Genomic DNA, 12,815 nt, shown 5'->3' with positions numbered 1-12,815 from the left:
CGGGCAAAGGCCCCTACGAGGACTCCTCCGTGCTGGGCCGCCGTTCCCACAGCTGTCGTATGCGGGTGCGCCCGCCTGGGCGGCCGGGCCCCCGCGTGCGGTGTCCGTGCACCCGGGGATCGTCCGTGACGGCGTACCGCTTCACGTACGCGCCCAGGAAGGCCTGCAGCGTGGCGACCGCCGGGATGGCGATCAGCGCGCCGACCGCGCCCAGCAGCGCGGTGCCCGCGATCACCGAGCCGAAGGCGACGGCCGGGTGGATGTCGACGGTCTTGGCGGTCAGCTTGGGCTGCAGCATGTAGTTCTCGAACTGCTGGTAGACCACGACGAAGATCAGCACCCACACCGCGTACCAGGGGTTCACGGTGAACGCGATCAGCATCGGCAGGGCACCCGCGAGGTAGGTGCCGATGGTCGGGATGAACTGCGAGACGAGACCCACCCAGACACCGAGCACGGGCGCGTACGGCACGCCCAGGGATTGGAACAGGATGTAGTGCGCTATCCCGGAGATGAGCGCCATCAGACCGCGCGAGTACAGATAGCCGCCCGTCTTGTCGACGGCGATCTCCCACGCCCGCAGCACCTCCGCCTGGCGCGCGGGCGGCAGGACGGAGCAGAGCGCGCGGCGCAGCCGGGGACCATCGGCGGCGAAGTAGAACGAGAACAGCGTGACCGTCAGCAGCTGGAAGAGGCCACCGAGCACCTGGGCGGACACGTCGAGCACTCCGGCCGCGCTGTTCTGCGCGTACTTGCGCAGCCAGTCGGAGTGCAGCAGACCCTCCTGGACGTCCACGCGGCTCAGGTCCATGTGGAACGTCTCGTTGATCCAGTTGATGACCGAGTCCAGATAGCCGGGGAAGCCCTCGACCATCTTGATGATCTGGCCGGCCAGCATCGAGCCGAGCAACGTGATGAAGCCGGCGCTGACGATCAGCAGGCCGAGGAAGACCAGGAAGGTGGCGAGTCCCCTGCGCATGCCGCGGGCGGCCATCCAGCTCACCGCGGGCTCGATGGCGAGGGCCAGGAAGAACGCGATCAATATGTTGATCAACAGCCCGGTCAGCTGGTGGAAGGCCCAGCTGCCCAGCTGGAAGGCGGCTATGAGCGCGAGCGCGAGCACCATGGCGCGCGGCAGCCAGCGCGGCATGCGGCCGCCCCGCGCGGCGGCGTCGGCCGGCGGCCGGTCGGGCGTCCTCGTAGCGGTCGGGGATGCTGCGTGCCGGTCGACCGGCACGGTCTCGTCAGTGGGTGCCACGGGCCAAGTCTCGCCCACGCCGCCGACAACCCGATGCCCACCCGGGAAGTTCGTGCCCGGTCAGCGCTGCTCTCCGGGCACGTTCATGACCGAGCAGACCACGCGCCACACGTCCTTGGCGTCCCAGCCGGCGTCCAGTGCCTCGTGCACCGTGCGCCCGCCCAGGTCCGACATCACATGATCGCGCGCGAAGGTGTCGGCGTACCCCGGACCGAAGTGTTCCGCCATCCGCTGCCAGAAGACCGTCAACCGCATGACTCCAGTATCCCGCCCCTGGGGGTGGGGCCCGCCCGGGACCGCTTGCCGAGACCGCTTTCCGCCCTACGGTCTGTCGCATGGCCGAAACAGGAGCTTCCTCCCTGCCCCCTGCGCCTCCGGCGCGCTCCCCGCTCTTCCGCGCCGAACAGTTCGTCTGGCTCACCGCGCGTGTGCTGGAGCAGCGGCTCTTCGCGTACCACTTCCTGAACGGCGCCGCCGACCCGGTGGAGGCGGCGCTGGACGCCTACCGCAACGAGGACGGCGGGTACGGCCACGCGCTGGAACCCGATCTGCGCGGCCCGGTGAGCCAGCCCCTGCACACCGGTCACGCGCTGCGCGTCCTGGACGCCGTCGGGCGCTGCGGCGGGCAGCGGGTGGAGCGGGTGTGCCGCTATCTGACCTCCGTCTCCACCGCGGACGGCGCCCTGCCGGCGATCCATCCCAGCCAGCGCGGCTACCCGGCGGCCCCGTTCGTCCCGGTCGTGGACGACCCTCCCAGCGAACTGCTCGCCACCGGTCCCGTGGTCGGGCTGCTGCACCGCAACGAGGTGTGGCACGCCTGGCTGTTCCGGGCCACCGACTTCTGCTGGCAGGCCGTGGAGTCCCTGGAGAAGTCCCACCCCTACGAGGTGGAGGCCGCCGTGGCCTTCCTGGACTCCGCCCCCGACCGCCCGCGCGCGGAGGCCGCTGCTGACCGTCTCGGCCGCCTGGTGCGCGAGCAGCGGCTGGCGGCCCTGGACCCGGATCATCTCGACGCCTTCCCGGTCGCTCCCGGCTACGCCCCGGGCGAGCACCACTTCCCGCACGACTTCGCGAAGAGCCCGCAATCACTCGCGCGCGCGTGGTTCACGGACGAGGAGATGGCGCGCTCTGTGGACTTCCTCGCCGCCGAGCAGGAGGAGGACGGCGGCTGGCCCGTCCGCTGGCGCCACTGGGCACCGGCTCCCACGCTGGAGGCGCGCCCCATGGTGACCATCGAGGCACTGCGCACCCTCAGGGCGTACGGCCGCTTCGTGGGCTGAGCCCGACTGACCTGGGTGAGCCCGCCGGCCCCAGCCGCGCTCACCCGCCGATCGCCCGCACCCCCGCCGTCACCACCACGGCCGCCGCGACGACCAGCAGGAACGGTGCGCGCAGCACCAGCGCCACGGCGGCCGCGCCGAGTCCGGCGGCCCTCGCGTCCAGCACGAGCACGTGCCCGTCGGCGAACGTCTGCTGGGCCGTGAGCGCGGCGAGCAGGGCGACGGGCAGCAGGGCGGCGAGCCGCCGGACGAACGGCCGCTCCAGGACGTCGGCGGGGACGAGCAGTCCGGCGAGTTTGACGACGTAGCAGCCGAGAGCGGTCGCAGCGATCGCGATCCACGTGTTCATCGACCCTCCCCCGATCCACCCGAAACATCCTGTTCGCCTATCTCAACATCCTGTTCGTCCGTCTCACCCTGTTCACCCTGCCCGCCCGCCGCGTCCTGTCGGGTACGACCGCTGCGCCGGCCCTCGGCGAACAGCACAACCGGTGCCGCCAGCGCGGCCACCAGGACCGGTACGCCGACCGGCAGGACGGGCAGCAGGCCGAGGCCCAGCAGGATCGCGAGGCCCGCGACCACGCGCTCGGTGGACGTCTTCAGCATCGGGGCGAGCAGGGCCAGGAAGACCGCCGGCCCGGCCGCGTCCAGGCCCCACGCGTCGCTGTCCCCGATGGCCTTCGCGCCCACCGCGCCGAGCAGCGTGGTGAGGTTCCACAGCACGTAGAGACTGAGCCCGGTGACGGTGAACCCGATCCGCGCGGCCCGCCGGGTCGGCTGGGCCAGGGTCACCGCCGTGGTCTCGTCGATCACCCACTGGGCGGCGAACGGCCGCACCGCGCGCGGGAGGGCCAGCAGCTGCGACAGCCGCAGCCCGTAGAAGGCGTTGCGCACGCCCAGGAAGAACGCGCCGGCGGCGGCCGTCAACGGGTTGCCGCCGGCGGCGAGCGCGCCCACCAGGGCGAACTGGGAGGCGCCGGTGAACACCAGGAGGCTGAGCGCGCAGGTCTGCAGGAGTCCGAGTCCGCTGCCGACCGAGGTCACCCCGAAGGCGACCCCGGACAGCCCGACGGCGACGCCGACGCCCAGGGCGTCTCGTACGACGGCGGAGTCGGGCTTTTCCGTGCCGTCGGCGGCCATGTCCACGAGTGCTGTCTGTTGTGCCACGCCCGGACGGTACGGGCGGCCGTCAGCCCAGGTCTTGTACGTTCTTGCGCTCGCGCTGGTAGGCGCCCGGGGGGACGCCGACGATCCGGGTGAAGTGCCGGTTGAGGTGCGGCTGGTCGGTGAAGCCGACGGCGACGGCCGCCTCGGCGGGTGCCGTGCCCGCGTCCAGCAACAGCCGGGCGCGGCGCACCCGGGCGTCGGTCAGCCAGGTGTGCGGCGGCATGCCGTAGGCGTCGCGGAACGCCCGCAGCAGGGCGAACGGGCTGGTTCCGAGGTCGGTGGCGAGGCGTTCCAGGGTCGGCGGCTCGGCCATCCGCTCCTCCAGCACGGCCCGCGCGCGTGCCGCCGTCCGCGCTCCGGCGGTCCGTGTCCGCCGCTGCGGCAGCGGGCCGCCGTTGAGCTGCAGCAGTCTGGTGACGGCCACGCGCAGCAGGGTGTCCGCGGCCAGCGCGTTGCCCTCGTCGGCGGCGCGGAGCACCTGATGGACCAGGCGGACGGCGTACGGATCGTCGAGGACCGGGCTGACGAAGCCGGGTGTGCCGCGGATCGTAGTGGTCTCGGCCGCGATCCCGGCCACCACCTCGGGCGAGGGATAGACCGCACCGTACCGCCAGCCCTCGGGAACGCCGGCCCGGCCCGTGTGCGGGGTGTCCGGATTGACCAGCGCGAGGGCGCCCGCGCCGGCGGACACGTCGGAGCCGCCGTGGTGGAAGACCTCGACACCGTCGGCGATGGCCGCGATCACGAAGTTCTCGTGGGTGTGCCGGACGAAGGTCTTGCGGATGTAGTGGGCCCGCAGCAGGTCGACGCCGGGCAGCTCCTCGTACCGCCAGTGCCGCGCCCGCTCCGGTGAACCCGCCATACGACCATTGTCCGTCCCGCCCGCCGAACACCCGCGTCGGCCCGCTCCCGCCTGTTTTTCGCAGGTCAGCACGATTGTCAGTGGCCGGGTGCAGGATGGGTGGCATGGTCAGCTCCGCACATCGAGCCCTCGACGGCTTCTCGCCCGCGACCCGCGGCTGGTTCACGGGGGCCTTTTCCGCGCCCACCGCGGCCCAGGCGGGCGCGTGGCAGGCCATCCGTGAGGGCTCGGACGTGCTGGTGGTCGCCCCCACCGGCTCGGGCAAGACGCTGGCCGCGTTCCTCGCCGCCCTGGACCAGCTGGCCTCGACCCCTCCCCCGGCCGACCCGAAGAAGCGCTGCCGGGTGCTGTACGTGTCACCGCTGAAGGCGCTCGCGGTCGACGTCGAGCGGAACCTGCGCAGCCCGCTGACCGGCATCCGACAGGAGTCCGTGCGCCTGGGCCTGCCCGAGCCCGAGGTGAAGGTCGGCATCCGCTCCGGCGACACCCCGGCCGCCGAGCGGCGCGCGCTGTCCACGCGCCCGCCGGACATCCTGATCACCACCCCCGAGTCCCTGTTCCTGATGCTCACCTCGGCCACGCGTGACGCGCTGACGGGCGTGGAGACGGTGATCCTGGACGAGGTGCACGCGGTCGCGGGCACCAAGCGCGGCGCGCACCTCGCGCTGTCCCTGGAGCGGCTGGACGAGCTGCTGCCGAGGCCGGCCCGCCGGATCGGCCTGTCGGCGACCGTGCGCCCGGTGGACGAGGTGGCCCGGTATCTCTCGCCGCGCCGCAAGGTGGAGATCGTCCAGCCGGAGTCCGGCAAGGAGTTCGACCTCTCCGTCGTCGTCCCGGTCGAGGACATGGGTGAGCTGGGCGGCTCCCCTGCGGCCGACGCCAATGAGGGGGCGGAGAAGCCGTCGATCTGGCCGCATGTGGAGGAGCGGATCGCCGACCTGGTCCAGGCCCACCGCTCCACGATCGTGTTCGCCAACTCCCGGCGCCTGGCCGAGCGGCTGTGCAACCGGCTCAACGAGATCGCCTACGAGCGGGCGACCGGCGAGACGCTGGAGGAGCATCACGCCCCGGCCGAGCTGATGGGCGGCTCGGGTGCGGCCCAGGGCGCGCCCCCGGTGATCGCCCGTGCGCACCACGGATCGGTCTCCAAGGAGCAGCGTGCCCTCGTCGAGGAGGACCTGAAGGCGGGCCGGCTGCCCGCCGTGGTCGCCACCTCCAGCCTGGAGCTGGGCATCGACATGGGTGCCGTCGACCTCGTCGTGCAGGTCGAGTCCCCGCCCTCGGTGGCCTCCGGGCTCCAGCGCGTCGGCCGCGCGGGGCACCAGGTGGGCGCCGTCTCCACCGGCGTGGTCTTCCCCAAGTACCGGGGCGACCTGGTCCAGTCGGCCGTGGTCACCGAGCGGATGCGCACCGGTGCCATCGAGTCCCTGAAGGTCCCCGCGAACCCGCTGGACGTGCTGGCCCAGCAGCTCGTCGCCATGACGGCACTGGACACCTGGCAGTTCGACGACCTGCTCGCCGCGGTCCGCCGCGCCGCCCCCTTCGCCTCGCTGCCCGAGTCGGCGTTCACGGCGACCCTGGACATGCTCGCGGGCCGCTACCCGTCCGACGCGTTCGCCGAGCTGCGCCCGCGCGTGGTGTGGGACCGCGTGGCCGGCACGATCACCGGCCGGCCGGGCGCCCAGCGCCTCGCCGTCACCTCCGGCGGCACGATCCCCGACCGCGGCCTCTTCGGGGTCTTCCTCGCCGGTTCCGACCCCAAGAAGGGCGGCGGCCGGGTCGGCGAGCTGGACGAGGAGATGGTGTACGAGTCCCGGGTGGGGGACGTCTTCACGCTGGGCACGAGTTCCTGGCGCATCGAGGACATCACGCGCGACCGGGTGCTGGTCTCCCCCGCGCCGGGCGTGCCGGGAAGGCTGCCGTTCTGGAAGGGCGACCAGCTGGGCCGCCCGCTCGAACTGGGGCGCGCGGTGGGCGCGTTCCTGCGCGAGGTCGGCTCGCTGCCCAAGGACGACGCCCGGCTGCGCCTGCTCGCGGCGGGCCTGGACACGTGGGCGGCGGACAACGTCCTGTCCTACCTGGACGAGCAGCGCGAGGCCTGCGGCCATGTCCCGGACGACCGCACGATCGTGGTCGAGCGCTTCCGCGACGAGCTGGGCGACTGGCGGGTCGTCGTGCACTCCCCCTTCGGCGCCCAGGTGCATGCCCCCTGGGCCCTCGCGCTCGGCGCCCGCCTCTCCGAGCGGTACGGCATGGACGCGCAGGTCATGCACGCCGACGACGGCATCGTGCTGCGTCTGCCCGACGCCGACCTGATGGGCCTGGACCTGCTCGACCAGGAGCCCATGAAGGCGGGCACCGAATACGACAGCGAGCAGGCTCCGGTGGGCGCGGCTGACGTCGCCTTCGACAAGGGCGAGGTCGACCAGATCGTCACCGACCAGGTCGGCGGCTCCGCCCTGTTCGCCTCCCGGTTCCGGGAGTGTGCGGCCCGTGCGCTGCTGCTGCCGCGCCGCAACCCCGGCAAGCGCACGCCCTTGTGGCAGCAGCGCCAGCGGGCGGCCCAACTGCTACAGGTGGCGAGCGAGTTCGGCTCGTTCCCAATCGTCCTGGAAGCGGTCCGCGAGTGCCTCCAGGACGTCTTCGACGTCCCCGGCCTCGTGGAGCTGATGGGCGACATCGAGTCCCGCAAGGTCCGCCTGGTCGAGGTCACCACCCCGGAGCCGTCCCCCTTCGCCCGCTCCCTCCTGTTCGGGTACGTCGCCCAGTTCCTGTACGAGGGCGACTCCCCGCTCGCCGAGCGCCGCGCCGCCGCGCTGTCCCTGGACTCCCGGCTGCTGGCCGAGCTGCTGGGCCAGGCGGAGCTGCGCGAGCTGCTCGACGCGGAGGTGCTGGCCGAGCTGGAGCGCGAGCTGCAGTGGCTGACGGAGGACCGGCGTGTCAAGGACGTGGAGGGCGTGGCCGACGTGCTTCGCCTGCTCGGCCCGCTGACCGAGGCCGAGCTGGCGGAGCGGGGCGCCGAGCCGCAGTGGGCACGGGAGCTGGCCGGTACCCGCCGGGCCATCCGGGTCCGCATCGCGGGCACGGACCACTGGGCGGCCGTCGAGGACGCGGGCCGGCTGCGCGACGCGCTCGGCACGGCGCTGCCGGTCGGTGTCCCCGAGGCGTTCACCGAGCCGGTGAAGGACCCGCTCGGCGACCTCCTCGCGCGCTACGCCCGCACCCACGGCCCCTTCACGTCGGTCACCGCGGCGGCCCGCTTCGGCCTGGGCGTGGCGGTCACCGAGGGCGCCCTGCAGCGGCTGGCCGCGAACGGCCGTGTCGTACAGGGCGAGTTCCACCCGGCGGGCATCGGCCAGGAGTGGTGCGACGCCGCCGTACTGCGCCGGCTGCGCCGCCGTTCCCTGGCCGCGCTGCGGCACGAGCTGGAGCCGGTGTCGCCGGCCGCCCTGGCACAGTTCCTGCCGCAGTGGCAGCACATCGGCAAGGGCCACGGACTGCGCGGCATCGACGGACTGGTGCGCGCCATCGAGCAGTTGCAGGGCGCCTCCGTACCGGCCTCCGCGCTGGAGAAACTGGTCCTGCCCTCCCGCGTGGCGAACTACACGCCGTCGATGCTCGACGAACTCACCTCCGCCGGCGAGGTGGTGTGGGCCGGAGCGGGCGCCCTGCCCGGCAAGGACGGCTGGGTCTCCCTGTACATGGCAGACGCGGCCCCGCTGCTCCTGCCGCCGCCGCATCCCCTGGAGCCGACCGCGCTCCACCAGTCCGTCCTGGACGCGCTCTCCGGCGGCTACGGCCTGTTCTTCCGCCAGATCGCCGACCAGATCCGCGCCACCACCCACCCCGACGCCACCGATCCCCAACTGGCCGACGCCCTGTGGGACCTGGCGTGGTCGGGGCGGCTCACCAACGACACCCTCGCCCCGATGCGCTCCCTGCTGGGCTCGGGCCGCACGGCGGGCTCGACGGCGCACCGCGCCAAGCGCACCGTCCCGCGCGGCCGCTACGGCTCCCTGACGGCCGCCGCCCGCCCCGCCTCCCGCACCGGCCCGCCGACGGTGGCCGGCCGCTGGGCCCTGCTTCCCGCAGCCGAGCCGGACACCACCGTGCGCGCCCACGCGCTGGCCCGCACCCTCCTCGACCGGCATGGCGTGGTCACCCGGGGGGCGGTCGCCGCGGAGGGCGTCGAGGGCGGCTTCTCGGCGGTGTACCGCGTGCTGTCGGCGTTCGAGGAGAGCGGTCAGGCGCGGCGCGGCTACGTGGTCGAGGGTCTGGGGGCCGCCCAGTTCGCGATGGACGGCGCGGTCGACCGCCTCCGCGCGGTGTCCAACGCCCGTGAACGCGGCGAGGGCCTGCCCGCCCCGGGCGTCCCGAACGGCTTCGGCGGCAAAAACCCGCTGTTCCCCGACGGCGGCCACACCACCCCGAACGTCTTCGACCAGGCCGACGCCGGACTCGCCCACCCGGGCCTCGACGGCGACTTCATCTGGCCACCCGAGGACCACCCGGCCACGCCCGGCGACTTCACCTGGCCGGCGGAGAACCGTCGCGCCGACGAGTACGTCTCCCCGCGCGACCTCGCTCCGGCCGACCCCTTTGCCTCCCCCGGCTACGGCGGCCCCCGTGGCGGCGGCACGGCCTCCCCGTACGGCTCACCGGCGAACCGCGGCTTCGGCGACCGCCGCACGCCCTCGTCGTCCCCCGACCCGCGCGCCGTGGTCCTCGCCGCGGCCGACCCCGCCAACGCCTACGGCGCGGCACTCACCTGGCCCGAGCCGCCGAACGGAGCGGGGCACAAGCCGGGCCGCAAGGCGGGCTCCCTGGTCGTGCTGGTGGAGGGCGAGTTGACGCTGTACATGGAGCGCGGCGGCAAGACGCTGCTGGCCTGGCCCTCCGACCCGGATGCCGCCGCCACCGACGATCCACGGCTGCACACGGCCGCTGAGGCCCTGGCCGCGGCAGCCCGCGCGGGCTCGCTCGGCACGGTCACGGTGGAGCGGATCAACGGCGCCCAGGCCCTGACCTCTCCCCTGGGCGCCCTGCTGGAGGCGGCGGGCTTCATCGCCACCCCGCGCGGTCTGCGCCTGAGAGCCTGAGCACGGCGTTCCCGGGGCACGGCCGCCCCGCGTCACCCCACCGTGGCACCCTTGACGCATGCCCGAAGGTGACACGGTCTGGCAGGCCGCGCGGCGCCTGCACGAGGCCCTCACGGGCAAGGTGCTGACCCGCAGCGACTTCCGGGTGCCGAAATACGCGACGGTCGACCTCACGGGCCGTACGGTCCTGGGCACGGCCCCGCGCGGCAAACACCTGCTCACCCGCTTCGAGGGGGACCTGACCCTCCACACGCACCTGCGCATGGAGGGCGCCTGGAAGGTGTACGGCACGGACGAGCGCTGGCGGGGCGGCCCGGCGCACCAGATCCGGGCGATCCTCGCCACCGCCGATCGCACCGCCGTCGGCTATCGCCTCCAGGTGCTGGAGTTCCTGCGCACCGGCGAGGAGGAGCGCGTGGTCGGCCACCTCGGCCCCGACCTGCTCGGCCCGGACTGGGACCCCGAGCGCGCCCTCGCCAACCTCCTCGCGGACCCCGCCCGCCCCCTCGGCGAGGCCCTGCTCGACCAGCGCAATCTCGCCGGCATCGGCAACGTCTACAAGAGCGAGCTGTGCTTCCTGCTCGGCGTGACGCCCTGGCTGCCGGTCGGCGCCCTGCCCGCGGACCGCGCCGCCAAGCTGCCCGCCCTCGCCAAGAAGCTCCTGGAGGCCAACCGCGACCGCCCGGTCCGCCAGACCACGGGTCTGCACCGGCAGGACCTGTTCGTGTACGGCCGCGCCTCCCGCCCCTGCCTGCGCTGCCGCACGCCGGTCCGGGTGGCCGACCAGGGCGAAGGATCCCAGGAGCGCCCCACCTACTGGTGCCCGGCCTGCCAGGCGGGCCCCGCACCGGCACCGGGGACGGCGCAGCAGTGGCGCAACCGCTATCCCCGCCCGACTAATTGACGGACCGTCAGAATCGCTCGTACCGTCCCTGTATGCCCCTCAAGGCGTACGACCTCACCGGACGCACCGCGTTCGTCACCGGAGCCGCCGGCGGCATCGGCCGGGCCTCCGCCGTCCTGCTCGCGTCGGCGGGAGCCACGGTGCACTGCGCCGACCTGGACGCGGACGGCCTGCACGGCACGGCCAAGCTGATCGAGGACCGCGGCGGCACGGCCCGCACGCACGTCGTCGACGTCACCGACCGGACCGCCCTCGCGGCGGCCGTCCGTTCCTGCGGACACCTGGACGTCATGGCCGCGATCGCCGGAATCATGCACAGCAGCCCGGTCCTCGAGACCCGGGACGAGGATCTGGACCGGGTCCTGAGCGTCAACTTCAAGGGTGTGCTGTACGCCTGCCAGGGGGCGGCCCGGCTGATGCTCGCCCACGGCACCCGGGGCAGCATCGTCACCATGGCCTCCGGCGCGGTCGACACCGGCGGCTCCGGACTGCTCTGCTACGGCGCGGCGAAGGCGGCCGTGGTCCAGCTGACGAAGACGCTGGCCACCGAGGTCGGCCGGCACGGCATCCGGGTCAACGCGGTCGCACCGGGCTGGATCCGGACGCCCATGACCGACCGTCACGACCGGGAGGCACAGGCGCACACCGAGTCCCTGATGGCCCGGATGTCCCCCCTGGGCCGGGTCGGCGAGCCGGACGACGTCGCGCACACGGTGCTGTACCTGGCGTCGGACGCGTCGGCGTTCACGACGGGTCAGATCCTGCGTCCGAACGGGGGCGTGGCGATGCCCTGGTAGCGCACTCGACCCGCCAGGCGGCCGCCCACCGCCCCGCTTCCACGGCTCCCACCGCACGCCCCTTGGCCACACAGTGCACCGGCAGCACGCTCAGCCCCCACCCGCTGACCGCGACGGCCCCTTCGAGCACCCCGGCGCCGGACCCCACGGCGATCCGCAGCACAGCCCACCACCAGAGCGTCCCGAGCCCGAGCGCGGCCCCCCAGCGCAGTATCCGCCCCACCATGGCCGCCACCTCCAGCGGGAAGCTAGAACGCCTCGTGACCCGCGCGGGAGGCGCACCGAGGGCTCACCGATGCAACACCGGGCTCTCCGACACCCTCACGCGTTCTCCGCCTGGAACATCCAGTGATGCTTCTCCAGATCCGCCGTGATCCCGATGAAGATGTCCTGGGACACGGGATCCGCGTCCCCGGTCCCCTGGACCCGCTCCCGCATCCGGGTGATCACCGCGCCGAGGGCGTCCACCATCGTGCGCACCGCGTCCGTGTCCTTGATCCAGCCGGCCGGAGCGGCCTCGATGCCGCTGCCGGAGGCCACCGTGGCCGCGCGCCCGTCGGGCGGGACACCGAGGGCGGACGCCCGCTCGGCCACCGTGTCGGAGTGCGTGCGGGCGACGTCGACGACCTCGTCGAGCTGGAGGTGGATGGACCGGAAGCGGGGTCCGACGACGTTCCAGTGGATCTGCTTGGCGACCAGCGAGAGGTCCACCAGGTCGACCAGGGCGCCGTGCAGCGCCTCGGACACGGTCTTCAGATCGTCATCGGGCAACGGACTCTTCACGACGTACATCCACTTTCCTCCGGCGGTTTCGGCGCAGGCACGTCCCTCCACGATGACCGCCCCACCGAATACCGGCAAATGGAGGCAAAAGAGACACGAATCACACGCCCGGAGCAAACAGAAGCCCCGGCCGGGCTCCCCAGGTCTCCCTGAGGAAGCCCGGCCGGGGCTTGACACCTATCCGGGTCGCTAAGCCGCGCACACGGACGTCACGCGGCGACCACGTCCACCGCCCCGGCGGGTGCCTTGATGGTCACCCGTTCCGGTGGCACGCCGGCCACCGACACGGAACCCAGCACCGGACGGACCGGCACGGGCTCGGTGGCCGCGGCGGACTGGGCCAGCTCGGCGAGCGCCAGTTCGTCGCTCACCTCACGCATCAGTTCCGACATCCGTACGTCCAGCGCGTCGCAGATGGCGGAGAGCAGCTCGGAGGAAGCCTCCTTCTGCCCCCGCTCCACCTCGGAGAGATAGCCGAGTGAGACTCGGGCGGACGAGGAGACTTCGCGCAGAGTACGGCCCTGGCGTTGGCGCTGCCGACGCAGCACGTCACCAAGCAGGCGACGGAGCAGAATCATCGGTGGCTCCCTCCTCGGACCGCGTAGCCGCATCCTTCTCGCCCCACCGTACCGCCTCGCGCCGCGGCCGTGCGGGGAGCGATGTCG

12 protein-coding genes are annotated in these 12,815 nt (G+C 73.3%); 4 read left to right on the top strand and 8 right to left on the bottom strand.

Annotation, left to right across the window (positions count from 1 at the left end):
* Positions 1–13 precede the first annotated feature (13 nt).
* Both ACFYZZ_RS00120 and ACFYZZ_RS00115 read right to left on the bottom strand, forming a co-directional pair.
* A complete protein-coding gene (locus ACFYZZ_RS00120; protein WP_389169454.1) occupies positions 14–1,258 on the bottom strand; it encodes an AI-2E family transporter in 1,245 nt (414 codons plus the stop codon).
* Positions 1,259–1,318: 60 nt separating this feature from the next.
* The gene (locus ACFYZZ_RS00115) at positions 1,319–1,513 is read right to left on the bottom strand and encodes a DUF3046 domain-containing protein (protein ID WP_389169451.1); all 195 of its coding nucleotides are present in this window, start codon (positions 1,511–1,513) and stop codon (positions 1,319–1,321) included.
* An 80-nt stretch (positions 1,514–1,593) separates the two neighbouring features.
* Here ACFYZZ_RS00115 and ACFYZZ_RS00110 point away from each other — a divergent pair, with 80 nt between their 5' ends.
* The gene (locus ACFYZZ_RS00110; RefSeq protein ID WP_389169449.1) at positions 1,594–2,538 is read left to right on the top strand and encodes a hypothetical protein; all 945 of its coding nucleotides are present in this window, start codon (positions 1,594–1,596) and stop codon (positions 2,536–2,538) included.
* Between the two features lie 40 nt (positions 2,539–2,578).
* Here ACFYZZ_RS00110 and ACFYZZ_RS00105 read toward each other — a convergent pair whose 3' ends face one another.
* From ACFYZZ_RS00105 to ACFYZZ_RS00095, 3 genes are read right to left on the bottom strand one after another with little or no spacing between them, the layout of a single operon-like run.
* A complete protein-coding gene (locus ACFYZZ_RS00105; RefSeq protein ID WP_389169447.1) occupies positions 2,579–2,887 on the bottom strand; it encodes an AzlD domain-containing protein in 309 nt (102 codons plus the stop codon).
* The gene (locus tag ACFYZZ_RS00100; protein ID WP_389169444.1) at positions 2,884–3,705 is read right to left on the bottom strand and encodes an AzlC family ABC transporter permease; all 822 of its coding nucleotides are present in this window, start codon (positions 3,703–3,705) and stop codon (positions 2,884–2,886) included. Before ACFYZZ_RS00100 ends, ACFYZZ_RS00105 begins: the two co-directional genes overlap by 4 nt.
* Positions 3,706–3,727: 22 nt before the next feature.
* Complete coding sequence (locus tag ACFYZZ_RS00095) at positions 3,728–4,567, bottom strand: AraC family transcriptional regulator (protein WP_389169442.1); 840 nt, start codon at positions 4,565–4,567, stop codon at positions 3,728–3,730.
* A gap of 104 nt (positions 4,568–4,671) precedes the next feature.
* On the opposite strand from ACFYZZ_RS00095, the gene ACFYZZ_RS00090 reads away from it, so the two are divergent.
* From ACFYZZ_RS00090 to ACFYZZ_RS00080, 3 genes are read left to right on the top strand one after another with little or no spacing between them, the layout of a single operon-like run.
* Positions 4,672–9,666 (top strand): ATP-dependent helicase, encoded by a 4,995-nt coding sequence (locus ACFYZZ_RS00090; RefSeq protein ID WP_389169439.1) that lies wholly within the window; start codon positions 4,672–4,674, stop codon positions 9,664–9,666.
* 58 nt (positions 9,667–9,724) lie between these two features.
* On the top strand, positions 9,725–10,570 hold the full coding sequence (locus ACFYZZ_RS00085) for an Fpg/Nei family DNA glycosylase (protein ID WP_389169436.1): 846 nt from the start codon (positions 9,725–9,727) through the stop codon (positions 10,568–10,570).
* Positions 10,571–10,602: 32 nt separating this feature from the next.
* A complete protein-coding gene (locus ACFYZZ_RS00080; RefSeq protein WP_389169433.1) occupies positions 10,603–11,367 on the top strand; it encodes an SDR family NAD(P)-dependent oxidoreductase in 765 nt (254 codons plus the stop codon).
* Here the strand turns inward: ACFYZZ_RS00080 and ACFYZZ_RS00075 are convergent.
* The 3 genes from ACFYZZ_RS00075 to ACFYZZ_RS00065 form a co-directional block, all read right to left on the bottom strand.
* A complete protein-coding gene (locus ACFYZZ_RS00075) occupies positions 11,315–11,593 on the bottom strand; it encodes a hypothetical protein (protein ID WP_389169430.1) in 279 nt (92 codons plus the stop codon). The two genes, ACFYZZ_RS00080 and ACFYZZ_RS00075, sit on opposite strands and share 53 nt — an antisense overlap.
* A 95-nt stretch (positions 11,594–11,688) precedes the next feature.
* On the bottom strand, positions 11,689–12,159 hold the full coding sequence (locus ACFYZZ_RS00070) for a Dps family protein (protein WP_389169427.1): 471 nt from the start codon (positions 12,157–12,159) through the stop codon (positions 11,689–11,691).
* A 200-nt stretch (positions 12,160–12,359) separates the two neighbouring features.
* Positions 12,360–12,728 carry a helix-turn-helix domain-containing protein gene (locus ACFYZZ_RS00065; protein WP_389169425.1) on the bottom strand — a complete coding sequence of 123 codons (369 nt, stop codon included), beginning with the start codon at positions 12,726–12,728 and terminating at the stop codon, positions 12,360–12,362.
* Positions 12,729–12,815 lie beyond the last annotated feature (87 nt).

It is taken from the genome of Streptomyces sp. NPDC001816, assembly GCF_042892235.1.
Lineage (GTDB): Bacteria > Actinomycetota > Actinomycetes > Streptomycetales > Streptomycetaceae > Streptomyces.
The sequence above is the reverse complement of the archived record's forward strand: the minus strand, read 5'-3'. Positions and strand labels throughout refer to the sequence as shown.